The organism is Pseudomonas sp. EZ-C24, from assembly GCF_014525325.1.
GTDB lineage: Bacteria > Pseudomonadota > Gammaproteobacteria > Pseudomonadales > Pseudomonadaceae > Aquipseudomonas > Aquipseudomonas shirazensis.
Window position 1 is genome coordinate 610,170 of record NZ_JACDIU010000014.1, and the last position, 23,678, is coordinate 633,847.

At 58.0% G+C, this 23,678-nt stretch carries 32 protein-coding genes and 1 pseudogene; 22 read left to right on the top strand and 11 right to left on the bottom strand.

What is annotated here, in order from left to right:
• Positions 1-61: 61 nt before the first annotated feature.
• On the top strand, positions 62-1,210 hold the full coding sequence (locus IDM28_RS24040) for a helix-turn-helix domain-containing protein (RefSeq protein WP_316937000.1): 1,149 nt from the start codon (positions 62-64) through the stop codon (positions 1,208-1,210).
• 424 nt (positions 1,211-1,634) lie between these two features.
• Here the strand turns inward: IDM28_RS24040 and IDM28_RS11900 are convergent, their stop codons facing one another.
• Complete coding sequence (locus IDM28_RS11900; protein WP_188036022.1) at positions 1,635-1,988, bottom strand: hypothetical protein; 354 nt, start codon at positions 1,986-1,988, stop codon at positions 1,635-1,637.
• Positions 1,989-2,237: 249 nt separating this feature from the next.
• On the opposite strand from IDM28_RS11900, the gene IDM28_RS11905 reads away from it, so the two are divergent.
• From IDM28_RS11905 to IDM28_RS24220, 3 genes and pseudogenes are all read left to right on the top strand, one after another.
• On the top strand, positions 2,238-2,621 hold the full coding sequence (locus IDM28_RS11905; RefSeq protein ID WP_103437451.1) for a response regulator transcription factor: 384 nt from the start codon (positions 2,238-2,240) through the stop codon (positions 2,619-2,621).
• 18 nt (positions 2,622-2,639) lie between these two features.
• Positions 2,640-2,906 carry a hypothetical protein gene (locus tag IDM28_RS11910; protein WP_188036023.1) on the top strand — a complete coding sequence of 89 codons (267 nt, stop codon included), beginning with the start codon at positions 2,640-2,642 and terminating at the stop codon, positions 2,904-2,906.
• Positions 2,903-3,364 (top strand): annotated as a pseudogene (locus IDM28_RS24220) (hypothetical protein). Before IDM28_RS11910 ends, IDM28_RS24220 begins: the two are co-directional and overlap by 4 nt.
• Before the next feature lie 53 nt (positions 3,365-3,417).
• Here the strand turns inward: IDM28_RS24220 and IDM28_RS11920 are convergent.
• From IDM28_RS11920 to IDM28_RS11930, 3 genes are all read right to left on the bottom strand, one after another.
• A complete protein-coding gene (locus IDM28_RS11920) occupies positions 3,418-3,879 on the bottom strand; it encodes a hypothetical protein (RefSeq protein ID WP_188036024.1) in 462 nt (153 codons plus the stop codon).
• 3 nt (positions 3,880-3,882) lie between these two features.
• Positions 3,883-4,308 (bottom strand): hypothetical protein, encoded by a 426-nt coding sequence (locus IDM28_RS11925; RefSeq protein ID WP_188036025.1) that lies wholly within the window; start codon positions 4,306-4,308, stop codon positions 3,883-3,885.
• A 305-nt stretch (positions 4,309-4,613) separates the two neighbouring features.
• The gene (locus tag IDM28_RS11930; RefSeq protein ID WP_188036026.1) at positions 4,614-4,871 is read right to left on the bottom strand and encodes a hypothetical protein; all 258 of its coding nucleotides are present in this window, start codon (positions 4,869-4,871) and stop codon (positions 4,614-4,616) included.
• 55 nt (positions 4,872-4,926) lie between these two features.
• Here IDM28_RS11930 and IDM28_RS11935 point away from each other — a divergent pair, with 55 nt between their 5' ends.
• Positions 4,927-5,850 (top strand): DNA cytosine methyltransferase, encoded by a 924-nt coding sequence (locus IDM28_RS11935; RefSeq protein ID WP_188036027.1) that lies wholly within the window; start codon positions 4,927-4,929, stop codon positions 5,848-5,850.
• A gap of 64 nt (positions 5,851-5,914) precedes the next feature.
• Here the strand turns inward: IDM28_RS11935 and IDM28_RS11940 are convergent, their stop codons facing one another.
• Positions 5,915-6,487: a hypothetical protein gene (locus tag IDM28_RS11940; RefSeq protein WP_188036028.1), complete on the bottom strand. Its 573-nt coding sequence runs from the start codon at positions 6,485-6,487 to the stop codon at positions 5,915-5,917.
• A gap of 131 nt (positions 6,488-6,618) precedes the next feature.
• Here IDM28_RS11940 and IDM28_RS11945 point away from each other — a divergent pair, with 131 nt between their 5' ends.
• On the top strand, positions 6,619-7,488 hold the full coding sequence (locus tag IDM28_RS11945; protein ID WP_188036029.1) for a hypothetical protein: 870 nt from the start codon (positions 6,619-6,621) through the stop codon (positions 7,486-7,488).
• On the opposite strand, the gene IDM28_RS11950 is transcribed toward IDM28_RS11945, so the two are convergent.
• Positions 7,489-7,911: a hypothetical protein gene (locus IDM28_RS11950; RefSeq protein WP_188036030.1), complete on the bottom strand. Its 423-nt coding sequence runs from the start codon at positions 7,909-7,911 to the stop codon at positions 7,489-7,491. It lies immediately after the preceding gene.
• A 391-nt stretch (positions 7,912-8,302) separates the two neighbouring features.
• On the opposite strand from IDM28_RS11950, the gene IDM28_RS11955 reads away from it, so the two are divergent.
• The gene (locus tag IDM28_RS11955; RefSeq protein WP_188036031.1) at positions 8,303-8,674 is read left to right on the top strand and encodes a hypothetical protein; all 372 of its coding nucleotides are present in this window, start codon (positions 8,303-8,305) and stop codon (positions 8,672-8,674) included.
• Between the two features lie 275 nt (positions 8,675-8,949).
• On the top strand, positions 8,950-9,960 hold the full coding sequence (gene yejK, locus IDM28_RS11960) for a nucleoid-associated protein YejK (protein ID WP_188036032.1): 1,011 nt from the start codon (positions 8,950-8,952) through the stop codon (positions 9,958-9,960).
• Positions 9,961-10,014: 54 nt separating this feature from the next.
• Here yejK and IDM28_RS11965 read toward each other — a convergent pair whose 3' ends face one another.
• Positions 10,015-10,596, bottom strand: coding sequence for a hypothetical protein (locus tag IDM28_RS11965; protein ID WP_188036033.1), 582 nt, complete (start codon positions 10,594-10,596; stop codon positions 10,015-10,017).
• 121 nt (positions 10,597-10,717) lie between these two features.
• On the opposite strand from IDM28_RS11965, the gene IDM28_RS11970 reads away from it, so the two are divergent.
• Positions 10,718-11,263: a hypothetical protein gene (locus tag IDM28_RS11970; protein ID WP_188036034.1), complete on the top strand. Its 546-nt coding sequence runs from the start codon at positions 10,718-10,720 to the stop codon at positions 11,261-11,263.
• A gap of 25 nt (positions 11,264-11,288) precedes the next feature.
• On the opposite strand, the gene IDM28_RS11975 is transcribed toward IDM28_RS11970, so the two are convergent.
• Together IDM28_RS11975 and IDM28_RS11980 are read right to left on the bottom strand one after the other, a co-directional pair.
• Complete coding sequence (locus tag IDM28_RS11975; protein ID WP_188036035.1) at positions 11,289-11,585, bottom strand: hypothetical protein; 297 nt, start codon at positions 11,583-11,585, stop codon at positions 11,289-11,291.
• Between the two features lie 165 nt (positions 11,586-11,750).
• Positions 11,751-12,509 carry a HEPN domain-containing protein gene (locus tag IDM28_RS11980; RefSeq protein ID WP_188036036.1) on the bottom strand — a complete coding sequence of 253 codons (759 nt, stop codon included), beginning with the start codon at positions 12,507-12,509 and terminating at the stop codon, positions 11,751-11,753.
• Between the two features lie 84 nt (positions 12,510-12,593).
• On the opposite strand from IDM28_RS11980, the gene IDM28_RS11985 reads away from it, so the two are divergent.
• Both IDM28_RS11985 and IDM28_RS11990 read left to right on the top strand, forming a co-directional pair.
• Positions 12,594-12,860, top strand: a complete 267-nt coding sequence (locus IDM28_RS11985) for a hypothetical protein (RefSeq protein ID WP_188036037.1) — start codon at positions 12,594-12,596, stop codon at positions 12,858-12,860.
• Positions 12,857-13,594, top strand: coding sequence for a hypothetical protein (locus IDM28_RS11990; protein WP_188036038.1), 738 nt, complete (start codon positions 12,857-12,859; stop codon positions 13,592-13,594). Before IDM28_RS11985 ends, IDM28_RS11990 begins: the two co-directional genes overlap by 4 nt.
• Before the next feature lies 1 nt (position 13,595).
• Here IDM28_RS11990 and IDM28_RS11995 read toward each other — a convergent pair whose 3' ends face one another.
• Complete coding sequence (locus tag IDM28_RS11995; protein WP_188036039.1) at positions 13,596-14,468, bottom strand: hypothetical protein; 873 nt, start codon at positions 14,466-14,468, stop codon at positions 13,596-13,598.
• 269 nt (positions 14,469-14,737) lie between these two features.
• Between IDM28_RS11995 and IDM28_RS12000 the strand changes: the two genes are divergently transcribed.
• The 11 genes from IDM28_RS12000 (at position 14,738) to IDM28_RS12045 (ending at position 22,532) form a co-directional block, all read left to right on the top strand.
• A complete protein-coding gene (locus IDM28_RS12000) occupies positions 14,738-15,208 on the top strand; it encodes a hypothetical protein (protein WP_188036040.1) in 471 nt (156 codons plus the stop codon).
• A gap of 81 nt (positions 15,209-15,289) precedes the next feature.
• Positions 15,290-15,985 carry a hypothetical protein gene (locus tag IDM28_RS12005; RefSeq protein WP_188036041.1) on the top strand — a complete coding sequence of 232 codons (696 nt, stop codon included), beginning with the start codon at positions 15,290-15,292 and terminating at the stop codon, positions 15,983-15,985.
• Complete coding sequence (locus IDM28_RS12010) at positions 15,982-16,254, top strand: hypothetical protein (RefSeq protein WP_188036042.1); 273 nt, start codon at positions 15,982-15,984, stop codon at positions 16,252-16,254. Before IDM28_RS12005 ends, IDM28_RS12010 begins: the two co-directional genes overlap by 4 nt.
• A complete protein-coding gene (locus IDM28_RS12015) occupies positions 16,251-16,703 on the top strand; it encodes an ASCH domain-containing protein (protein ID WP_316937001.1) in 453 nt (150 codons plus the stop codon). The genes IDM28_RS12010 and IDM28_RS12015 overlap by 4 nt, the downstream gene beginning before the upstream one ends.
• Positions 16,700-17,074: a hypothetical protein gene (locus IDM28_RS12020; protein ID WP_188036043.1), complete on the top strand. Its 375-nt coding sequence runs from the start codon at positions 16,700-16,702 to the stop codon at positions 17,072-17,074. The genes IDM28_RS12015 and IDM28_RS12020 overlap by 4 nt, the downstream gene beginning before the upstream one ends.
• Before the next feature lie 43 nt (positions 17,075-17,117).
• Positions 17,118-17,351, top strand: a complete 234-nt coding sequence (locus IDM28_RS12025) for a hypothetical protein (protein ID WP_150568857.1) — start codon at positions 17,118-17,120, stop codon at positions 17,349-17,351.
• Positions 17,352-17,619: 268 nt separating this feature from the next.
• On the top strand, positions 17,620-18,117 hold the full coding sequence (locus IDM28_RS12030) for a hypothetical protein (protein ID WP_188036044.1): 498 nt from the start codon (positions 17,620-17,622) through the stop codon (positions 18,115-18,117).
• A 39-nt stretch (positions 18,118-18,156) separates the two neighbouring features.
• A complete protein-coding gene (locus IDM28_RS23880; RefSeq protein WP_262500078.1) occupies positions 18,157-18,489 on the top strand; it encodes a helix-turn-helix domain-containing protein in 333 nt (110 codons plus the stop codon).
• A complete protein-coding gene (locus IDM28_RS12035; RefSeq protein ID WP_262500079.1) occupies positions 18,399-19,523 on the top strand; it encodes a site-specific integrase in 1,125 nt (374 codons plus the stop codon). The genes IDM28_RS23880 and IDM28_RS12035 overlap by 91 nt, the downstream gene beginning before the upstream one ends.
• 20 nt (positions 19,524-19,543) lie before the next feature.
• Positions 19,544-21,130, top strand: a complete 1,587-nt coding sequence (locus IDM28_RS12040; RefSeq protein WP_188036046.1) for an ABC-F family ATPase — start codon at positions 19,544-19,546, stop codon at positions 21,128-21,130.
• Positions 21,131-21,341: 211 nt separating this feature from the next.
• The gene (locus tag IDM28_RS12045; protein ID WP_188036047.1) at positions 21,342-22,532 is read left to right on the top strand and encodes an MFS transporter; all 1,191 of its coding nucleotides are present in this window, start codon (positions 21,342-21,344) and stop codon (positions 22,530-22,532) included.
• On the opposite strand, the gene IDM28_RS12050 is transcribed toward IDM28_RS12045, so the two are convergent.
• A complete protein-coding gene (locus tag IDM28_RS12050) occupies positions 22,500-23,543 on the bottom strand; it encodes an alpha/beta hydrolase family protein (protein WP_188036048.1) in 1,044 nt (347 codons plus the stop codon). The two genes, IDM28_RS12045 and IDM28_RS12050, sit on opposite strands and share 33 nt — an antisense overlap.
• Positions 23,544-23,678 lie beyond the last annotated feature (135 nt).

Below are 23,678 nucleotides of genomic sequence, written 5' to 3' on the forward strand. Positions count from 1 at the left end.
CTCAAGACCGGTAATCGAAAGGATCAACTCGGTGCTCAGCTGCGAACAGCGGCCAGCCATCATGACCAGCACTGCTTGTCCCTGTGTAATCCTGTCCATCCACTCTCTCCTACTGGTTACATTCACAGGTGTTTTGGTCATCTACTGGCGCAATGCCAACAAGCCCACAATTCGGTTGTGGTCGTTATCAAGCAGCAGTCTTCGAAGGCGCAGTTTCAGCAAGCAGGCGCTGAGGCTTAAAAGGCTTACCGTTTGCCTTAGCCAGCAAAGCGATTTTCTCGGCGTAGTTCGTCTCGCCGGTGTATTCCGTACGAGGGAGGCACCCGGCGACCAACCACTTGTAGACGGCTCTGCGCGTTTTCCCGCAAGCGATCGATACAGCGGCAACACCGCCAGCATCATCGACTGCCTTCTTGAGTGCCCGCATGTGGCCTCCCAGACATATGAACTGATAGTACATATTATGTCGGAACTGAAAGTACATGCAAGCGCATGCGATATTGAACCTATGGTTCACATAGACGAAATCCGGGCAGCTTTTTCGGCGCGCCTCAAGAAAGCGCTTGCCGCCAATGACATCCCTGCATGGGGTGCGGGCGCTCGCCTGGCAGAAATAGCCAAGGTGACACCTAAGGCCGCAAGCAAATGGCTCAACAGCGAATCCATCCCCAGCGGCGCAAAAATGCTAGCTCTCGCCTCTGCGCTGAAGGTTCGGGTTGAATGGCTCGAGTACGGCAAGGGCGGGATAACGGAGGAAACCTCAGGCTTTGATGCGAACGTAGAGCCGATATCGGGTCCTGTCAGATACTACGAATACCCGGAAATAAGTTGGGTTCAGGCTGGGATGCCGATGGAAGCTGTTGACATTTCAAACGTCGCCTCGTGCGAGCTCCATCCCTCGGACGCATGGGCAGGCCCCCATGGCTTCTGGCTCAAGGTCAGGGGTCCTTCGATGACATCGCCAAATGGCATGTCCTTCTCCGAGGGCATGGTTATCCTTGTCGCGCCAGGGTTCGATGTGGAGAACGGGCAATTTGTCGTGGCCAAGTTAATCGACTCGAATGAAGCGACCTTCAAGCAGTTCATATGGGATTCGGGCAAAGCCTATTTGAAGCCTTTAAATCCTGCTTTTCCTACTGTCGAAGTGGACAACACCTGGTCCATCGTTGGCCGAGTCGTAGACGCGAAGTGGCCTAGATCCGTCCTCTAAATTTATAGCTCTCCCGTAGATCCAAGCCCGCCAATTGAGCGGGCTTTTTTGTGCCCAAAGAAAAAATATGTACTTTCGGTACTTGACCACTGTGAACCAGTGGTACATATTTGGCTCGTCGCTGGTGTTAGCGCTCGCGACAGGCAGCTACGGCAGCCAACGCTCTTTACACAACCAGACGTGACCACCTCGACGCACCCAGGCCATGACCTGGGTCGGGACAAGCTAAGTCGTCGACCATGCAGCCTCTGGATAGCTGCCGGACTCCGCCATCGGAGGACGCCAAACCATGCAGCCAGCCGGGAAGAACACCGAACACGAAATGTGTGACCCGGCCAGGTGGGGACAGCCGCGGCATAGGCATGGGGAGGACACCGATTTCACTGGCTGGCCTTGGCGACAGGGCCAGACGGGAAATCACCAATCAAATGGCTGAGACCATTGCCGACACCATGGGCCACCCTCTCAAACATCCGAGAGCAGCAACCGAGATGGATAGCGCGAACAGGATAAGCCCTGGGGCATTGAGGCGCCGCGGCCTTCCTGACAGCTTCCCCCATCCCGGGCCGGCGAAATCCTCTACCAAAATTTCCCGATATGGCCGACATGCCATTTCACCGATACCCCACAGCAATCCTGACAGCGAGAAAAAGCCTACTAGAACGTTGTCGACCCTCAGCTCTACTGTGAGCGACACCACGAAAATCAAGAAACAGAGAATCGCCATGATTTTGAACCACTCGTCTGCGACGAATTTTGCAACCACCGAAACCGCCAAGGTTGCGCCCTCCTTTGCTGGCTGTGTTGTGTGAGAGCGCTCAGCCTAGCGCAAAGACCGTCACCTGGGCAGTGGTGAGCTGGCCGCTGGCCACCAACCAACTTGGTACGCGTCAGCCTGACGTTAACTGCCCGATCTACCTGGTCCCACATCACCAGGCTGCATCGGTCGTGACGTTCGCCCTCCCCTTGGTCCGGGAGGTAACGGCAGCGAGCTTCACGACCAATGCAGCCCACCGAGAGACACTTCATGGAAACGATCACCTGCGGCTCATGGATTGGCCAGCTCGGAAAGGCGCTGGCTCCCCGCGAGCTCGAAGCAATCCTGTGGGTGGCCCAAGGCCTCACCACCAAAGAGATCGCCCGCCAGATGGCGGTAAGCCCGGGCACCGTGGCCAACCGCATCGAGGCCGCGCTGTTCAAGCTGGAAGCAGGCAGGCGCATCGAAGCTGTCACGAAGGCAATGCGCCAACAGATCATCAGCCCGCTCTGCATCCTGCTGGTCGGGATCATGGCCATGCACTCAGCAGTTAACGACGGCGACCCCATCCGACGCGATCGCCGCGCACCAGAGCGGCGCACCGCCCAAGTTCGAATCGTTCGCAGGGCTGAGGCCTTCGAACTTCACGCCTGACCATCAGAGGATTGATCAATGCTCCAAGCCACTCAGCAAAGCGCAGCAGCCCTGACGACCATGCGCGAAAGAACAATCATGGCCACCGCCGACTTCTACGCCAAGATCGGCCGCGAGGCTCCCCAGCCACGCCCCCGGTTCTACGTCACAGCCAAGGGCGCAATGTGGCACATCATCGACAGTGTGAGCGGCAAGACCTGCGCTTTCCGAGGTACTCACGCCAAAGCACTGCAGGTGCTCGATGGCTTGGAGGCCGGCGCAGCCAGCAAGAGAGACCAGCAATGAGCAAGCGCAAACCCCACAACATGCGCGCAAGGCTCGAGCGCGATTGCCGCGCGCTTGTAGGCGCCAATCACGCAGCCGTGGTCAACATCGATCCGAGCGTTCAGCAGGTACTGGTCAACTGGAAGAAGCTCAAGCAGATCCGCGTGAAGCAGCTGGTGGACGCCGTGCGCGACATACCCCATCGCTAGACCATCTACCTCAGCATGATGTGCGAGAAGCCGAATGGCCAGCAGTACTGCAAATCGGTAGAGGTAGCTCCTGACGGCAACTACTTGGCCTCGCATCTGACCGACGTGAACGAGGCGACATACCTCGACCTGCGCAGCCAGGCCAACCCGAATCACCTGGTAGCGCCCGGCTGGTCCGCTATCCCTACCTACAGGCAGAGGCCACCAAGCTCCTTTGCCGCAGTCGGCGCCGGAAGCAGAAAAATACCATACGCTCAACAACCCGCATGACTGATACCGCCATAACATGCCCTAGACCATAAAAGCACACAGTCATTCTTAGTTCAATTATTGGTCTGACCATCTGATAATTTTGCAGGGTCTGCCTTGTTTACTTTCATACCCAGTGGATCCGGCTGCTTGGCTATTGCCACCAAATGCTCATTGAGCTCAATGAGGTGCCCTTCAATTACCACTACCTGCGCCTTATTTCGCACGGACAAGATATGCTGCCTTGCATCTGGCTGCAAATTTTCATCGGCCAAAGCAGTATCACATTTCGCAAGAAGGGTATTAAGCTTATCGTTGGTTCGCTTAGAGTCTCGCCAGCTTTTGAAAGCTTGCACAGCTTGGGCATATATAGATGCAGAAGCAACTGACAAGAACGGAGTGACAAACATCAGTAACTCTGCCAGACCGCCGTCCACAACCTTGTACTTGACAGCCAACAAGGCAAGAGTACCAACTCCGCCCCCCGCCCCAACCTCTGTCCACGTGACCTTCTTGTCATTATCTTTATTAGACATGGCTTATATAAAACCCGGAAAGTCCTGATTAACTTCTGCTACAGCAGCATTGATTGAGCCCATCGCACGCTCGTACAATCGCGCAAACTCTGAATCATCAAGAAGCCACATTTCAGCAGCTAGAGTAAACGCAACGTGCGGCCCCCGATCAACTGTAAAGCACTTAACAACCTTATACGTAGAGTTTACATGATTCACAACGTCAAATGACCGCTCTTTAGTCACCCCATCATCCATTGCAATGGACAAACTGAGAGAAACATACTCCCTTTCTTTCGCATCCAAAGAAATCATGTAATACAAACCATTTCTTTTTATTGAAAAATCGTAGTCCCCCCCAGCCTCATCAAACTCACAATCTAGACCGGATATCATCTCCCGAACCCGATTAGCGTTTAACTCTTTCGTCAAAACTTTCTTATAACTCATAATTACTCACAAAGTTAACTTGAAATCCCAAGTTGTCAAAACAATCGCTTTAGAGTCATGCACAAGACCATGCGCCTACCCAAGTGCTGCGGCACTATACCGAACCACCGTTTTGGTGCCTATCAGTTGACCGCAGCACTGGGTGACTTCGCTCAGCCCAAAAGGTGATCTGCGGTGGCCGTGGCTCGCGAGCCAAGCGAATTCACCAACGGTATGACCCTCCCGCGCTGCCAGCCAGCGCCTTCCCCCTATTCAACGACAACGCCTCCCCGGCGAGGGCGGCGCCATCGAGCAGAGCAGTTTTGCTACAGAACTTCCATCCATGATGGATTATTTTGAAGTGCTTCGTTGCACTTGCTCCAGAATCGTACAAGCTCCGCTTTCGCTTCATCCACAGTATCGAAAGCGCCACTCGGAATTGCAACGCCCCTGACCACATGATCAACCTCGATGCGGAACTGCTCCTCGCCACCCAGGCGAATTACGCGTCCCTGAGTCCCACGCCCGACGTTGATGAACTCGACCGCCTTCAGCTCAGCAATTACTTCATATACCTGGACCATCTCTAACCCTCCGCTGGTAAGTTGTGGCACTTTAGCATGCACTTGAGATTTTCCTATGCCCACCGCAATCGACCTGTTCGCCGGACTCGGCGGATGGAGCACCGGCGCGCGCGCCGCAGGCGTCCAGGTTCTCTGGGCGGCAAACCACTGGCCGGTGGCCGTTGAATGGCACAGCGCCAACCATCCAGACACTCAACACGTCTGCCAGGACCTGCACCAGGCGCGCTGGGAGCAAGTGCCGGCGCACGACATCCTTCTTGCCTCCCCCTGCTGCCAGGGTCACGCTAAGGCCCGCGGCAAGAAGTCTGGCAACCCTGAGCACGACGCATCGCGCTCGACGGCCTGGGCGCCAGTATCGGCCCTTGAGTTCCACCGGCCGCAGGCAGCAGTGATCGAGAATGTGCCGGAATTCACAGACTGGGTGCTCTACCCTGCTTGGCTGCAGGCCGTGCAGGCGCTGGGGTATCAGGCAGCGCCGCACATCGTGGACTGCGCCGACCTTGGAGTGCCGCAGCACCGGGTGCGCCTGTTCATGGTGCTGACGCGCAGCAGAGCCCCGCTGATGCTTCAACTGCCGCAAGAGCGGCATGTGCCCGCCGCCAGTTTCCTCGACTTCGACGCCGGTCGCTGGTCGCCGATCGAGAAGCCAGGCCGGGCACAGGCCACGCTTGACCGGGTGCGCAACGGCCGCCAGCGCTTCGGCGACCGATTCATCATGCCGTACTACGGCAAAGGCTCCGGCACCACCGGCCGCGACATTAATCGGCCGATCGGCACCATCACCACTCTGGACCGCTGGGCCTTGGTGGACGGTGCTCGAATGCGGATGCTTAGCGCCAGCGAGGCCCTGGCCGCAATGTCGTTCCCAGCTGACACTCTGCGCCCGGTCAGTCATCGCTTGACTATGCATATGGCTGGCAATGCTGTGCCGCCTTTAGCCGGGCGACGAGTAATTGAGGCCCTAATAAAAGCCGCCTGAACCTCCAGTGCTACAGGCCAGATCCGCGCCAAATTTTGATAGCTGGCCACTTGGGCCAATGATGTCAGTCTACATCCGCAGCGTCCTTTGGCTTAGTAAATATGCTCTTTAAAGCCCATCCGGACAACGCAATAACCGCTGCACCAATCGAAGTAAGCAAGAGCATTAAGATCCCCCAAAGCCGATCATAGTCCAGCTTAGCTGCAACTACGGAGTCCTTAAATTGCTTTGCAAGCAACTCATGATCTTTGCGGAGCATAGGAACTACCAGCGCTTTCTCAGGATCACTGGAGATGGCATTTTCCAAAATCTTTAACCGCCGCGCCAAGTCATCAACTTTTCCGTCCAACACTGCCAGATCCATGTTTGGATAGCTTTTGTTCGCCGAAACTTTAATTGATTCAATTAGAGCATTAACAGACTTCAGCTCGGAATTCATTCGATCAAGCTTTTCTTTTTCAGAAACACTCAAACCAGGTTGGCGCGTCAAAACCTCTACCCAGTCAGAGCTTTGCCTCTTTGTGTCAACAAACTCCGTGAATGTGTAGTAAGACGATGCGATTGTCATCAACATTACTCCGGCCACCGAAACTGCTGACAGCGCCTTGTACTTATTTACATAGCTCTCTGAACTCATCATCAAACTCGTCAAAATCACCCTATCCCTGCCAGCATTTCGCCAGCAGTCGTGCAGCATACAAAATAGGTGTCTCCATGCCCACAGAAAACCGATCCAGCAACACAGATGGCTGCTACCCGGAGGTCGCCATGAACCCCTACCAGATCACTGGGCCGGCGCAGATCGGCGTCAGTGGTGGCCGCACCAGCGGGCACATGCTCTGGAAAATCCTTGAGGCCCACGGCGGCAAGCTCCCGGCAGACGTGCACGCCTTCTTCCAGAATACCGGCAAGGAGCGCGAGGAGACGCTGGTCTTCATCGATGCCATGGCCAAGCACTGGGGCGTCAACATCGTTTGGATGGAGTGGTGCCGTGTTTACGGGCAGCCGGATGATGCGCCCTGGTACAAGATCGTCGACTTCGAGACGGCCAGCCGCAACGGCGAGCCTTTCACGATGATGCTCGAGTACTACCAGGCATACCGGAAAGCGGAGAAGAACCTGCCGGCGGTGCTGCCCAACTTCAGCAACAACATGTGTACCGCCTACCTGAAGGTGAAGATCGGCGAGAAGCACATGCGCGCCTTGGGCTACGACGAATGGGACTGCATCGTCGGCATCCGCTACGACGAGCCGCGGCGCTACAGCCGCATGATGACAGCCAACGAGCGCGGCAATGCCCGCTGGGACAGCGTCTGCCCATCCTACGTTGCGGGCATCATCAAGGAAGACGTGGCGGCCTTCTGGGCCGAGCAGCCATTCGACCTCGGCATGGATTCGGATTACGGCAACTGCGACCTTTGCTGGAAGAAGAACGAGGCCAAGCTGATCAGGACCATCCAGGAAGACCCGTCGAGGGTGATCTGGTGGTCTGGCACCGAGGAGCGGTTCGGCCAGGTGTTCCGCCAGGATCGCCCCAATTACCGGGCGCTGGCCTGGTCTGCTGACCAGCGCGCAAGACAAACGGACTTCGACTTCGATTATCTGGCAGAAGACATCGACTGCTTCTGCGGCGACTGATTATTTGAAAGCGGAAATCAACCCAGCTATCGAACCAATCACGCCAACCGCTATGGCAAACCAGTAGTTAACCGACTCACGACGATGCTTCTGCTCCTCCCTGATCGCATCGCGGACAATTTTGAATCCTTTGTCGGTGAGGTAGATCGGCTGCCGTATGTCTTTGTCCCATTCGACTTGCTCGTACATGCCTTCCTGTTCGAATGATGGCATCTGAACTAGCAGTCTGTCGGCTTTTCCGCGGAAGTACTCAGTCTGGGCAATGCGCCTCCATACGTGGAGATCGTTGAACTCTTCGATGAATGAAGCCATCTGCCCGGACTCATACGCCTCCGGAATATCCGGTGGGCATCGCTTTTCCAAATCTTTTTGGCGTCTGGCTATCTTCCACAGCGCCAGCTTGTACCTAAGGTAGCTAAGCATATCCAAACAACTCCTTTTGACGTTCGGCGAACTATAGCCGCGAGGTATCCCCATTCCCACAGAAAACGCGGAGGCCGCATGAAGCCCATCCCCCGCTCCTGCTCTCGGCCCCGAGTCGGCATGCCCCAGTTCACGCTTTCAAACGTATGCGACGAGTGCGGTGGTAGTCGCGCACACGGCAACCACAAGGCCTGCTCGAAGAAGCGACAGGCAAGGTATCAATCGGAGAAAGCAGCTGTCCCGAATCCTGCGCGAGTTCGACCTGGACTTCCCAACGACCGCCGAGAACAAAGCGAAGCGAAAGCGATGAAACGCATCACCGCGCGCGTCCGGCACGGCCGGCGCCAGCAGCACATCAATCTGCCGCCAAGCGGCTTGGGAGGTATCGGTCATGGCCGAGCAGAAGACGGGTGTCGCGAAGCACTCAGCGGACTACCGCGACCGCCAGAAGAAGAAGGCCGAGAAGCTCGGGATCGAGCACGTGACCATCACGATGCCAGCGGGGATCAAGAAGGCACTCGCCGCAGAGATCAAGCGCCACGACTACAAGCAAGTTCAGGAGCTGTGGCAGGATATGGCCTTGTCGTGGATCGCGCAGGATGCTGACGAGAGGGCGCGGCGCCTAGAACGCGCTGACGCGCCAGCTTTTTACATCTCACCAAAACTAGCGCGTCAGTTCGAAGATGGAAGCATGGCGAAGCTAAGGCGCGGTCCGGGGGACGAAATCGAGTATCCCGAAGGCTATGCCGGATCGCTCATTTAACTCAGTCCTTTCGGCGCTGCTTGTCACCACTCTTTTGCGCTGGCGTTCTGTCATCGCCCTTGTTTGAGCGATGATCATGCCCGCCCGTTTCTTTCTGACGTCCAGTCGAGATGATCCCTCTCCGAGTTGCGTCATCGTTAGAACCAAAAATGCTCATGAGACCCTCCTTGTTTTTTGGGCATGTAAGTTAAAGAACCGGAGTACCCGGTCTTTTGTAATAGCTCACCTACGACCCAATCGCCACCATGCCTACTACCGGCCACGGAGGATTACCCATGCCCATTCGCCATGCAGTGATGCACTTGATCGACAAAAAGCCGGACGGCAGCCCAGCGGCACTTCACCTTGCCATCAAAGACCTGCCCGTAACCGGCGCCGTTGAGAACCTGGTGTACGCCGTGAACAGCGCCTACAACAGCAAGGCGGGCAAGGTCTGGGGCTTCTTCCACGGAGAGTCAGGCGCCTACCCGCTCAGCGGCTGGCTGGCCAAGGTCGTCAGCGGCGAGATGGAGTTCATCGACTTCACCCGCATCGCGTCTGAGCACCTCTGCAAGCTGATGGAGGAATCGAATCTCGCTGTGGGTGGGCACGTGCTGTTTGCTCTCCAGTCGAATGGGCCGACTGAGTACCTGACGGTTGCCGTGCTGCAGCAGGTCGAAGCCGTAGCAGTGGCATCCGATCTGACGGTGGCAACTTCGCGCCAGCTCGACGTTGGCTCGATCCAGATGGGCGCACTTATCAACCTGACCGAGTGGAAGAACAACCCCGCGTCGCGCCAGTACATTTCGTTCATCAAGGGCAAGAACGGCAAGAAGATCTCAGCCTACTTCCAGGACTTCGTCGGCTGCCAGCAAGGAATCGACGGCGCAGGCGAGACCCGCACCCTGCTCAAGGCGTTCAGCGACTTCGTGGAGAGTGAGGAGCTGCCGGCAGACGCCGCCCGCGAGAAGGCGCAAGCCCTGGCCGAGTATGCCACTGCCCAGATCAAGCTGGGCGAGCCGGTGACCCTGCAAGGGCTGTCCGAGTTGCTCGATGAGGATCGCCCTCAGAACTTCGCCGACTTCATCCGAAACGCCGACTACGGTCTGTCGCCAGTGATCCCCGCTGACAAGCGCACGCTCAAACAATACTGCCGCTTCACAGGGCGCGCCGAAGGCATGTCGATCAGCTTCGAAGCGCACCTACTCGGCGAGCGCGTTAAGTTCGACCAGGCAAGCGCCAGCCTGACCATCAAGAACCTGCCGACGCAGTTAGTCGTTCAGCTTAAGAGAAGCGTATCAGGCTGAGTACATACACCACGGCCTTATCGCGACGACAGACCTTCAGCCTAGGGCCACGCCTTAAACGTATGCCTTCAGCTTTATCTTGGATAGAGGTCCGCCGCTGATCTGAAGGCAGAGAGCGTCCATGGCGTCTTCACATTCTTCGAGCCTGGCCGTCCCGTAGGAAGGCAGGCCTTTGACGAAGTGCTTTATCTCGTCGTCTTCTGAGAGATTGATGAAATGGTTACGGACATGATTTGCCTCAGCAAGCTTTTCGTAGACCCTGCTGACAGCGGCAAAGAGATCCTTGTCAGTCTCGGCGAGCCCCACGTACACCTTCTCAAAAACCGATGTATGCACCGGGCAGAGAGTATTGGACTCCGATAGCTTCTTGATGTTGAACCGGATCCTTTCGGTGCCTGCAGGTGATTTGTAGTACGACATGGCAGTGAAATCAGGCTCAGCGATCAGCCGGCACATTTCCTTCAGCGAGTCAACAGTCCAGGCGTTTTTACGCAACTCCTCCAGTATTAACTGCTTGTAAGCGGTGATCTTCCTTTGCCGCTCCCCCCGACGCTTGAAAAACTCGATGGTCTCTTTCAGAGCGAACAGCAATATGGCTGCTATGACGGTTACCGGAAGAATGCTTTCTACGTTCAATTCGTTTGCTCACCCTTGAGTCACCGGCCACGCGCCGGCGGGCACCATATAACCCACCTTTCCACAAATATCCACCATGCCGCATCCGGCCACGGAGGGCGGCGCATGCATGGAGAAAGCCATGAACGTCGAGATATCGACCGTCACCAAGCTGCTGATCACCGGGGCCGAAGGCCTGGACCCTATCAGCGTGTACCTCGAAGACCTGTCACCCTGCAAAGGCAAGATCACCGTCAGCTGCTACGACAAGACCTGGCACGCCTACTGGGGCGGCATGTGGGACGGCCTAACCATTGGCCAGTTTTTCTGCAAGCTGCACAACGCCTACATCATCGGCTACTTCGACCGGGCGCTGAGCTCTCGCCGGTTCGGTGCTGAAGCGCTTGCCGATAAAGCGCGGAAGGTGATCGTGCAAATGCGGCGTGACAGGGATCTGGACGCAGAAGACGCCCGGAGCCTGATCGACGAAGCAGAGGACGTTCGACACACCAGCTCGCTCGACGAGTGCGGCGGCGCCCACCGCGAGTTCATGCACCGCGTATTCGGTGACGACTGGTGGAACCTGCCAGCTGACGCCATGGAGTGCAACCCTGACTGGGACTACCTCTGCCGCATCGTCGCAACAGTGCAGCAGGCTCTGGCCAAGCAGTTCTCGATCGCCGCCTAACCTTCCTGCGCTGCCCGCAAGTGCCTCAGGAGCCTTCGCTTTTCACCTGGCAAATGCCATTGGCCCGGTTCTTTCCGGTATACGAGACATCAGGCGAGCCGTCAGGGTTGATCGACAGTGAGATTGTCACCCCACTACCCTTGGCTTCGAAGTAGTTATCGTTGAACTTCTTCAGCTTTCCTTCTTTGCCATTGATGTAGATGGGACCGCCCTTGTCGGCGTGCACCTCAATGTTTCCTGGGCACGTGGCGTTCACCAGCGGGATGCCAGCCTGAGCAGCGCCCGAGGCAGCCAGCACAGCACAAATCATTAGTCGCTTCATCTCACGATCCTTGAGTGGATTGGCCTAGAGGGAAGCAATAGTCCAATTCGGCGCTGCTCGCCAGCGCCTTCCCCTATTCAACGATAACGCCTCCCCGGCGAGGGCGGCGCCTGCACTACCGATTGCACGAACCAATTCGCAATTGAAGGATTCACCTCATCCTTTCTATGCTGCCGCGTCGACTGGCTCAGCGGCCACCAAATCGAGCTGAGCCACCAAAGCATCAACCTTGTCTTGGGTGAATTCCGCACATGGGGAAAAACCGAGCGTCGCGGTTAAATAGTCCCTGACCGCATTGTGAGTTTTCCATGAGAGCCTAACTACCAGCTTTGCATATTCAAGTACTTTCTGCTTCACAACGGCATCATCAGCTACGGCCCTATGAGCAATTGCGCCACGTAGTTCAATCAGCGCAATGACTTTGTTGACAGCGGTTGAGTGGCGCATTTTTCGCCACTTCCAATTCCCCGTCATAGAGTTAAGCCCAATCAGCTCCGCAAATAGTATATCAATCTTCTCCCCACTCGGAGTATTGAAGCTGCTCCTAACAATGTGTTTATCCAACACTTTTTGTCGATGATTCGTAAACGCTGACTTCCATCCGGAGCCTAACATTGTCATGGCAGCAGTGGTATTGCTGGATTTCAACTCCTTCCAAACGAGGTCCTGCACCTGCCTAGGGAAGACATTATGATCAGCGGCATTCGCCAACATACACTCAAAAGCATTTTGAGCCAGGTCCTCAACAAATGCTTCCCAGGTTGCAAGAATCAATACGATTGCAGACTTATTCAAGCATTCGAGACCGTATCGCCGACCTTGTTTGTCTCCCGCAAGCAAACGATGGATCTCAATTAAACGAGTTACGTCCGAGAAGTTTCCTTCAAAGTTAACTAGGTGACTATCACTGCATTGCACAGCCATCGAGCCCGTCCTTTATGCGCAAAATTCCAAGGCGCAAAAATTACTCGAATTCATATCATAACGCCAGCACGAGCGCACACATCCATGCCCACAGAAAACCGATCCAGCAACACCTACCGGCACACGTTCACCGCAACCTGCCCCGGTGATGGAGAGGTGATCGTCTACAGCCTAGAGATCCGCAGCCAATCGATGATCCGCGTCGAGCACATCAAGACTGCCACGGCGCTGATCAAGCAGGGCTGGCACGAGCAGATCGCCGACCAACTGGCCGAGCGCTTCGGCGGCGACCAGGTGATCAAAGCGGTGCACCAGGGCGTCGAGATTGAAACGGTGAGGTTGAGCGGATGATCCACTACCACGGCACGCCAATCGGCGGCACCCGGCAAGACGCGGCGCGGCTGCTGGCCGGCCGGCACGCCTTGGTGCCTTTTCCGCGCCAGGACGACATGGGCATCGTCGCCGAGGCCTGCCAATCCTTCGTTTTCGACAACGGTGCGTTCACCGTCTGGAAGAAAGGCGGTCAGGTCGATGTGGACGGATATACCCGCTGGGTAGACGGCTGGCACAGGCACCCGGGATTCGACTGGGCGCTGATCCCTGACGTGATCGACGGAGACGAAGACGCCAACGATCGGCTGCTCGAGCAATGGCCTAGCCATCTGCCCGGTGTGCCGGTCTGGCACATGCATGAGTCGATCGAGCGCCTGCAGCGCCTGGCCAAGTCCTGGCGCACGGTTGCCCTGGGCAGTTCAGGCCAGTGGCGCTCGCCGGGCACCGCAGCATGGTGGAAGCGCATGGGCGCAGCGCTGGATGCGATCTGCGACGACCTGGGTCGACCCATCTGCCGCCTGCACGGGCTGCGAATGCTTGACCCGGCGATCTTCCAAAGCCTGCCCTTGGCATCCGCCGACAGCACCAACGCGGCGGTAAACGGCGGCAGCATCAACAGGTTCGGCATTTATACACCGCCATCGGCCGGGCAGCGGGCCAGTGTAATTGCGGACCGAATCGAAGCTCACAATAGCGCGCCGATATGGCAGCGGAGTTCTCAGACTGAAATGGCGTTGTCTTGTGGCGATTAAGTCAGAGCGCTTCCGAAGCAATTCTCAGGTCCTCAGCCTGCAAGTGCTCCTTATGAAGCACACTACAATACCCTTTTACAAATTCTTCAATCTCTTGAATCCCGCCCAGCATAGGTGAAAGCTCAATCATACTAGGCCCGAAGTCATTCAAATATGGATATATTCCATGGATGTAAACCCTATTTGGCAATGACCATCTATAGTCATCCCAAACATACCGCCAATAAATTTCAGCATCTTCGACCAAAAGAGGCTCGCAAGGCGGTCTTTTCATTTCATACACTTGTGTTGCTAGCTGCGTCTGGGTTAATTCGGCAGACAAAATCCCAGGTGGAACAGGTAAGCGTGACCTAATCAGCCCAACCAGGTCGCGCTTTGAGCGCAAAACACGAACCACATCCGGTCGCGAACTTCCACCCATCTTCATCCACTCTGGGATTTTTGCTGCTACGAATGCACCGAAATCAACAGCGTCTTTAACATAGCTTAAATCCCTAGCAAGTTGAGGTGTCAGTTCAGCTACAGGTATTTGGGCTAGCTGATCTGTGAGGGCCTGCCAAGCGCGGCCACGGTGGAACATTTCGTAGCGCATCATCTCCTGCCGCTCGCGCTCTGGGCAATAGAACAGGTTCGCAAGGAGGTGTAGCGACTCAGTGGCATCATCTGAGATCACCCGCAGTATTTCAGCCAGCGACTTTCGCTTAAGTTCTATAGAACGGTTGCTGTGCCAAATAGGGAAATAAGCGGCAACAACGATTGCTGCGATTGACCCCAAAGCTTGGACCCAACTAGCAAGTTCGGAGCTAGTGGGGCGAGCCCATACAAAAAAAATGAGAATAATTGAAAATAGTGTGATCGCATTCGGAATCGACACACCTGGCTTAATTAGCTTTCGACAAACCCTACGCATAGATTAGTACGCCCCTTCCTTGCCAGAATCATATATCAGAGGTACATCCATGCCCACAGAAAACACGGAGGCCGCATGAAGCCCATCCCCCGCTCCTACTCCCGGCCCCGAGTCGGCATGCCCCAGTTCACGCTTTCCAACGTATGCGACGAGTGCGGCGGTCGTCGCGCCCACGGCAACCACAAGGCCTTCTCGAAGAAGCGACAGGCAAGGTATCAATCGGAGAATCGAGCATGAGCAATAACCAGATGGTCAGCGTGCCGCCGTACATTGGCCTGGAGCCGCTGGTTGGACGTTACTACCCAGCCCAATGCCGACGTTGCGGCTGGGTTGGAAGCTCCGAAGAGTTGACCGAGGACGATGCTCAGTGCACGCGCGACGTCGGCGAACGCCTGTGCCTTGGCGACTGCGATGAACTTGAGTGCCATGATCTGCTGAGTATCATCCAGGCTATGGCCGAGCAGCACCAGGTAGCGCCAGAGCTGACTGATGATCTCCGCGAGATCCTGGGGCGCCCGAACTTCACCTGCCACTTCATCGCCAAGGCGCTGCGGGTTATGGGCCATTCCATCGCTCACAAGTCCGAGGATGAGCAGGCCGCGGTGATTCACTGGCTTCTTGGCATCTACCTGAAGCACGGCTCCGACTGGCGCCAGCGCGCTTCGGCTGAGCTGGAAGAAGCCAGCACAGCGTTCAAATCCTGAAAAGAGCACATCTGTACTCCACCCAGCTGTAACCCCTCTCCCCTCTATCCACTGCCGCGAAATGGCGGCCAAGGCGAAGCTATGTCTCAAGCAAAGGAACGCCCGATCCTGTTCAGCGGGCCGATGATCCGCGCCCTGCTGGATGGACGCAAGACAGTCACCCGGCGTCCTATCAAGCCGAGCATGCGGGGATTCGACGTGTCGTTCGAACTTCACCAGCAGGATGACGGGTCTTGGCGACCCATGCACACATTCGACGAAAGCTGCATGGATGACCAAGGCACCGAGCACCCAGTCGTTTGTCCTTATGGCAAGCCAGGTGACCTCCTCTGGGTGCGCGAGACCTGGTACTGCGATCACTTCGAAGTGATGCGTGGCCCCTATCTGAAGCCAGCTGATCTGGACGTTGCCGAGGCTCGCGGCGACGGAACGCTGGCCTACGCCGCAGACGGGCTGACCCCTTACGAGGCTGATCAGCCGATCTGGAAGCCATCGATTCACATGCCCCGCTGGGCCAGCCGCATCCTGCTGGAGATCACCGACGTACGCGTCGAGCGGCTGCAGGACATCAGCGAGCACCAGGCCCTTGCCGAAGGCGTCCGGCTCTACACAGATCATGCTGAGCTGGGCGACTGGTACCACGTCGACGGGATCGAGACCTACAGTGCCGACCCGCGCAAGTCTTTTGAGCTGCTCTGGACCAGTATCAACGGTGATGAGTCGTGGAGCGCCAACCCATGGGTCTGGGCAGTCGAGTTCAAGCGGGTGCAGCCATGACCCGCCTCGCCCTCTGCCTCCTGCTGCTGGCCAACGGCGCCAGCGCAGAACAACTAACCGACGACATCAAGGTCGTGCACGACCAGAAGCGCGGCGCGACCTGCTGGGTGCCGTACGGCAGCTATGGCAGCCCGCAAGGGATCTTTTGCATCCCCGACAGCCTGCTGCAGGCCGGCAACGAGCGCCAGCTCTCCCCGCACGAAAAAGATTCAGGACCTACACCCGCACTGGCGCCTGGACGCTGGATTGATGAGAGGTATGAGCTGTGAAAGCACTTTCGATTCGACAGCCTTGGGCTTTTCTGATCATCAGCGGTGGCAAGGACATCGAGAATCGAACCTGGCACACGAAATTTAGGGGCCGGTTCTTGGTGCACGCCGCCGCCGGCATGACCCGTCGCGAGTTCCTTTCTGCGTTCGACTTCATGGCGCAAAGGGGAATCAAGCCGCCATTCCCGGTGCCGCCTGACAATCTGCTGCGAGGCGGAATCATCGGTTCAGTTGAGCTTGTCGACAGCGTCGACCACAGCGAGTCACCTTGGTACATGGGTGAAAAAGGGTTCGTGCTGCGCGACCCAAGGCCGCTGCCGTTCATCCCGATGAAGGGGCGCCTTGGATTTTTTGACGTGCCTGCGGATGCGGTATGCACCTGCCCATCCGGCGACGGCTCACTGCGCTGGCCGTGCCCGGTTCATCCGCCGAAGGAAGTGACGCCATGACCGAAATTCACCGCTACAAAGTCATCCAGATGGTTTCGGAAGGGGGTGGCAGGATCGGCTACGACCCTCACGGGCCTGATGTGGTGATGGCAGAGGCATACGACCAGCTCAAGGCCGAGAACGACACGCTGCGCAAGGATGCAGAGCGCAGCAAGCGCATGCTGTTGGATACCTGCGTGTCCATCGGCAGCATTGGCGAAGCGCTCGGCCTGGACATGGACGCAGACGCCGACGCGATGATCGGCACAGCCAGAGACCTAATCGATGGGCTGAACCGCATCATCCAGGAATGCCCGCTGGGAAGCCCAGGATTTGCCATTGCCACCGAGGTGATGGGGGAGCTTGGTGTGCAGCAGGAGGACCAGACGTGATCGCCCTCGCCTACATGGCCTACCTGATCGCAAGGGGGCCGCGATGAGTCGATTCATTGCTGTGGTGCACGGCTGGCACGTCGAGAGCAAAGGCTTCGACGTCCACGACCTGACCGCCAGTACTGCACAGGCTGCGGATGACGAAGCATGCCTGATAGCAGCGCGCCGTGACGCCGCGTTCGACCGCACAGCCTATGTGGTTGTCGAGGTCGATAACCGCGAGCACCTACCCCGGCGCCTGACCTGGCGTGAACGGCTCACCGGCCGAATCAAGTAACCCCTCACTACTACTCAAGCCCGCCGACGTGCCGACCAGAAGTGCGTCACGGCCAGCAGTACACCAGGTATGGCCATGCCAAGGCCGCTATAGATGAATGCAGGCTGCTCTGTCATCAGCCCACTGAAAGCGAACCCGGCACCAGTTGGTATCAGGGTGACTGCTGCATAGCCCCACGGCTTTCTAGTTTCCTTGGCCATATAGCCCCTCCTATTGAACCCCTATTTAACCATGCGTGCCCGCCGACATGCGCGGGCGAGGATTCCTTATGTCCGCAACCAACCGATTCCACCAAGTTGCCAACGACGCGCTGGTCATGATCAGCGAAAACCTGAACCCAGGCGCCAAGCTGGCACTGGTGATCTACACACCAGGCAATCCGGAGCTGGACATTGTCCTGAAGGACAGCAGCCTCGAGGTTGATGAGGTCGTAAACACCCTACGGCGTCGTGGCGGGTTGAGCCTCGGCGGCGACAACGGCTACAAGCGCGGTGTGTGCGACGTGATTGTCGGCGCATTGGCCAGCGGCAAGCAGGACAACAGTCCGCCGCCTGAGGGTCACTGGGGGCACCGGTTCTGGGACATCGGACGGGCCGAGGGCGAACTGCAAGAGCATCTGGTCCGCGCACTGCGCCTGGCGCGCAAAGAGCTGGATGCCTGCCAGCGGGTGATCCATTACGCAGGAGGATTCGATCCGGCCTACGTCAATGATGCCCAAGCGGCGCTCAAGGTCGCCGACGCGGCACTCGAAAAGACGCCAGCCTGACCACCAATCTGCCGCCACCGGCGGCGTGGAGACCATCCCATGGAAACTCAAGCAACCGGTGACGCCGACAAGATCACCGAGAAGCTGATGGCCGAATTGATCGGCTGCACCAAGCGAGCCCTCGAGCGCAGGCGCCAGGACGGGAAAATCCCCGAAGGCGTCTGGATGAAGCACGGCGGCCGGATCATTTACAGCAAGAAGAGGTACGACGAATGGCTGGAAAGCCAATGGATTTACCCCCAGGAATTGACGTCCACTATGGCTCGCTCCGGCTCAGGTTCATGTACGAAGGTTCTCGTCGAAGCGAAACCCTTCCCTATCCCCCGACACCGCAAGGCATCAAAGCTGCATCCAAGCTTCGCGATCAGGTAGTAGGGCTGATCAAGCTGCGGTTGCTGGACGAGGACAAGTACGCGGAGCTTTTCCCAAGCTCCGCAACTGTGGCGGGAGGAACACCGTCATTCGGGGAGTACGCCCAGCTCTGGCTCGACAGTCGCGAGATCGTCAAGGGCACGCGAAATGGCTACAAGAGTGCGCTGAACCTGTACTGGGTTCCGCACCTGGCCCTCGTCCGAATCGACTTCATCACGACCACGCTGGTGCGAAGGATACTGGCGGGCACCAACTGGACATCTCCTTCCGTGAAGCGAAATGCTCTCGTCAAACTATCGACCATCATGCGCTCAGCGGTAGAGGATGGGCTGATTCAGAAAAACCCGGCTGACTCGATCCAGCTGCCTAAGCGGGTCAGAAAGGAGGTTGATCCCTTCACGCTTGAGGAAGCGGACAAGATCCTTGGGCGCATGTACGCCGGAACGTTCTGGCCCAGTTCTATCTACGCGGCGTTCTTCGAGTTCGTTTTTTTCACTGGCCTGCGGCTATCCGAGGCTCTTGCGTTACGTTGGGATGCGGTGGACTTGGACAAGAGGGTCGCGCACATCAAGCGTACGGTTGCCCTGGGGGAAGTCGTCGAACGACTGAAGGTAGGTAATGACCGGTTCGTGCTTCTGAATGAGCGGGCGATCCACGCCCTGGAATTCGCCAGGCAGTATGCCGAGCGCCGGAAATCGGGAAAGGGGCGCGTGACAGAAACGCCGTACATTTTCCCGCCTTCGAAGAACGGTGAGTACGTGAAGCAGACGTCAGACCTGCACCACCAATGGCGACCAATCCTAAAGGAACTGGGGATCAGATACAGGCGCCCGTATAACTGCCGTCACACGTATGCGACAATATGCTTAATGTCTGGTCTCAACCCCGCATTTATCGCCCAACAGCTCGGGCACAGCGTGCAGATGCTCTTGTCGACTTATGCACGATGGATCAACTCGGCCAATGACTGGCAGGAGCTGGAAAAGCTCAAGATTGGTCCGAAATTGGTCCGCAGCTGCGAAGACGTCACATAAGTTATTGATAGGTAAGCCCTTTGATCTCCACCGCTAACATCACCATGCAATTCGGCGCCAAGCCGCTGTTCGAAAACGTTTCGGTCAAATTCAACAACGGCAACCGCTACGGCCTGATCGGCGCCAACGGTTGCGGCAAGTCGACCTTCATGAAGATCCTCGGCGATGACCTTGAGCCGTCCGGTGGCCAGGTGATGCTCGAGCCGAACACCCGCCTGGGCAAACTGCGCCAAGATCAGTTCGCCTACGAAGACTTCACCGTGATCGACACGGTCATCATGGGCCATGAGCAACTGTTCAAGGTCAAGGCCGAGCGTGACCGCATCTACTCGCTGCCGGAAATGAGCGAAGAAGACGGCATGGCTGTCGCCGAGCTGGAAACCGAGTTCGCCGAGATGGACGGCTACACCGCCGACTCGCGCGCCGGTGAGCTGCTGCTTGGCCTGGGTATCCCGCTGGAGCAGCACAACGGCCCGATGAGCGAAGTCGCACCGGGCTGGAAGCTGCGCGTATTGCTGGCCCAGGCGCTGTTCTCGGACCCGGACGTGCTGCTGCTCGACGAGCCGACCAACCACCTGGACATCAACACCATTCGCTGGCTTGAAACGATCCTCACGGCGCGTAACAGCACCATGATCATCATTTCCCACGACCGGCACTTCCTCAACAGCGTCTGCACCCACATGGCTGACCTGGACTACGGTGAGCTGCGCCTGTTCCCTGGCAACTATGACGAGTACATGACTGCTGCGACGCAATCGCGCGAACAGCTGCTGTCGGACAACGCCAAGAAGAAAGCCCAGATCGCCGAGCTGCAGACCTTCGTCAGCCGCTTCTCGGCCAACGCCTCGAAAGCCAAACAGGCTACGTCGCGGGCCAAGCAGATCGACAAGATCCAGCTGGCCGAAGTCAAGCCGTCGAGCCGGGTCAGCCCGTTCATCCGCTTTGAGCAGAACAAGAAGCTGCACCGTCAGGCCGTGACCATCGAGAAGATGGCCAAGGCGTTCGACAACAAGGTGCTGTTCAAGGACTTCAGCTTCACCGTCGAAGCCGGCGAACGTGTTGCCATCATCGGCCCCAACGGTATCGGCAAGACCACCTTGCTGCGTACCCTGGTCGGTGAACTGCAGCCAGACGCAGGTGCGGTGAAGTGGACCGACAGCGCCGAGGTCGGTTACTACGCGCAGGACCACGCCCACGACTTCGAAGATGACGTCAGCCTGTTCGACTGGATGGGTCAGTGGACCCAGGGCGAGCAGATGATCCGTGGCACCCTGGGCCGGATGCTGTTCTCCAACGACGAGATCCTCAAGTCGGTCAAGGTCATCTCCGGTGGTGAGCAAGGCCGCATGTTGTTCGGCAAGCTGATCCTGCAAAAGCCCAACGTACTGGTGATGGACGAACCGACCAACCACCTGGACATGGAATCGATCGAAGCGCTCAACCTGGCGCTGGAAAACTACCCGGGCACGCTGTTGTTTGTCAGCCATGACCGTGAGTTCGTGTCGTCGCTGGCCACTCGCATCCTCGAGCTGACGCCAGAAGGCGTAGTCGACTTCAGCGGTACCTACGACGACTACCTGCGTAGCCAGGGCGTCGTGGTCTGATCTGTCGCTGACAGGTTGAACCCAGCGCGGGGCAAGCCTGCGCTCATGTGAACCGAGGCATTCGGTCATTTGGGCGCGGGCTTGCCCCGTCGTCGTTTACAGGGCCACGCCAATGCACGCCGTAGTACCGGCAATTCGTTAGCCTGCTTTCATTTCCCTCGCGCAACCGCCATGATGGGGCACGCCCCACCGCCCGCCAGCGAACGAGCCCATGACTGCACAAGTGCCCTCCCCTGATCAAGGCTTTGCCATCACCCGCCAGATTCTTGCGATCGTTTTCTACACCTTCATTACCTTTCTCTGCATCGGCCTGCCGATCGCGGTACTGCCCGGCCACGTGCATGACCAACTCGGCTATGGCGCGGTAATCGCCGGGGTGACCATTGGCCTGCAATACCTGACCACGCTGCTCAGCCGCCCGTTTGCCGGGCGGGTGGCGGATAGCCTGGGCGGCAAACGTGCAATTGGCTACGGGCTGTTGGCGATCATCGGTTGCGGAGTGCTGACGCTGTTCTCGGCCTGGACATTGGCTTGGCCGCAAGCAAGCCTGGCGCTGCTGCTCGGCGGCCGCGTGCTGCTCGGGCTGGCGCAAGGCCTGATCGGTGTAGCGACCTTGAGCTGGGGCATAAATCAGGTCGGTGCCGAGCACACCGCACGGGTGATCTCCTGGAACGGCATTGCCTCGTATGGTGCCATTGCGATAGGTGCACCCGTCGGGGTGCTGCTGGTGGCTGGGCTTAACTTCAGCGTGCTCGGCCCGTTGCTGGTGATCCTTGCAGTGGTTGGCCTGTTCGCCCTGCGTCAACGACCCGATGTGGTGGTAGTGCGTGGCGAGCGCCTTGGCTTCTGGTCAGCGTTCGTGCGCGTGGCGCCGTGCGGCACGAGCCTGATGCTGGCGTCGATCGGCTACGGCACGCTGACCACCTTCGTCACCTTGTACTACCTCGAACGCGGCTGGACCGGCGCTGCGCTGTGCCTGAGCGCCTTTGGTGTGTGCTTCATCATTTCGCGCTTGTTGTTCGTCAACGCGGTCAATCGCTTTGGCGGTTATACGGTGGCGATAACCTGCATGGCGACCGAAGTGGTCGGCTTGACGTTGCTGTGGCTGGCCCCCTCACCGGGATTTGCTCTGCTCGGCGCTGGCCTGACCGGCTTTGGCCTGTCGCTGGTGTACCCGGCGCTCGGCGTCGAAGCGATCAAGCATGTGCCACCGAGCAGCCGTGGTGCCGGCCTGGGCGCCTATGCGGTGTTCTTCGATTTGGCGCTGGCCATTGCCGGCCCGGTAATGGGCGCGGTCGCCGTACATCTAGGTTACGCCTCGATCTTTTGCGTAACCGCCCTGCTGGCGCTATCAGGAGTAGGCCTGACGCTACTGCTGGCGCGGCGAAATCAACGCGGCTGAGCGTTCTGCCGGTTCTGGTGCACCAAGCGCCTGGGTAAAGAAATCAGCCGTTTCACGCTGCAACGAGCGGTGGATCTGGCGCCGGTCGATACCGGCAGCGTCCTGGCAGAGCAGCGGCATGCGTGCATGTTGCTCGTCATCGCAAGGCGCCATGAATACGAAATGCCCGGCGCCGGCCAGCAGGCGGTAATCGGGTGTCACCGGCAACTTGCGCGCCAGCGCATCGGCGTTGTGCTCCAGCGCGAGCAACTGGTCGTTGTCGCCGCTGTACATCAGTACCGGCAGGTGGACGTTGCTCAGAGCATGCCTACCAAACATCAGGCTAAGCGGCGCCATCAACACCATAGCGCCGACGCGCGGGTCGGCATGGGGCGCCAGTTCACTGCGGTCGGCAATCAGCACACCATGGGTTTTACAGGCATCGGCGTCGGTCGGCCGTTCCTGGCAATAGCGCTGCAGACGCTCCAGATCAGGCTGCGCACCGGACAGGATCAGCGCGGTCTCGCCACCTGCCGAATAGCCGATCACGCCGACCTTGCCGTCGTCCAGATAGGGGCCCAGCAACGCATCTGCCCGGGCGGCAGTGATCGCCGCGCTGACCTGCAGCGGGCGCCCGTACAGATTGCTCAGGGTACCCAGCCGGCTCGGATCACGGGCGTTGTCACCAGGGTGGGTCAAGGCGATGACCACAAAGCCCTGGCGGGCAAGGCCTGTGGCCAGGTCATGCAGCGCCAGTGGGCTCCCGGTATTGCCGTGGGAAATGACCAACAGCGGAAAATGCCCAAGCGCCACCGGCGCTTCCTCGGCAGCGCGCAGCTGATAGCCGTCGATACGCAGACTGTGGGTCGCGCCACTGGCAGGATAGAAAGCCAAGGCGTGCATGGGCCGCGCATCCACCGGATCGGTGAGTTGCAGAGCGTGCAGGCCAGCGACCCAAGGCGCGGCATTCGCATGGCCAATCAGGCTGGTGAGCACTACCAGCGCGGCAATCGTTCGTGAGAGGTAGGTCACTGGCGTCTCCCCCGCAGATGGGCGGATGACATCAGCTTAAGGCCCTATGGCTCAGGGCAGATGAAAACTGGATGAAACACACAACGATTGCGGGCAGATGAAAGCCAAATTCGCCGCCATCTGCCCGCTTCTAGC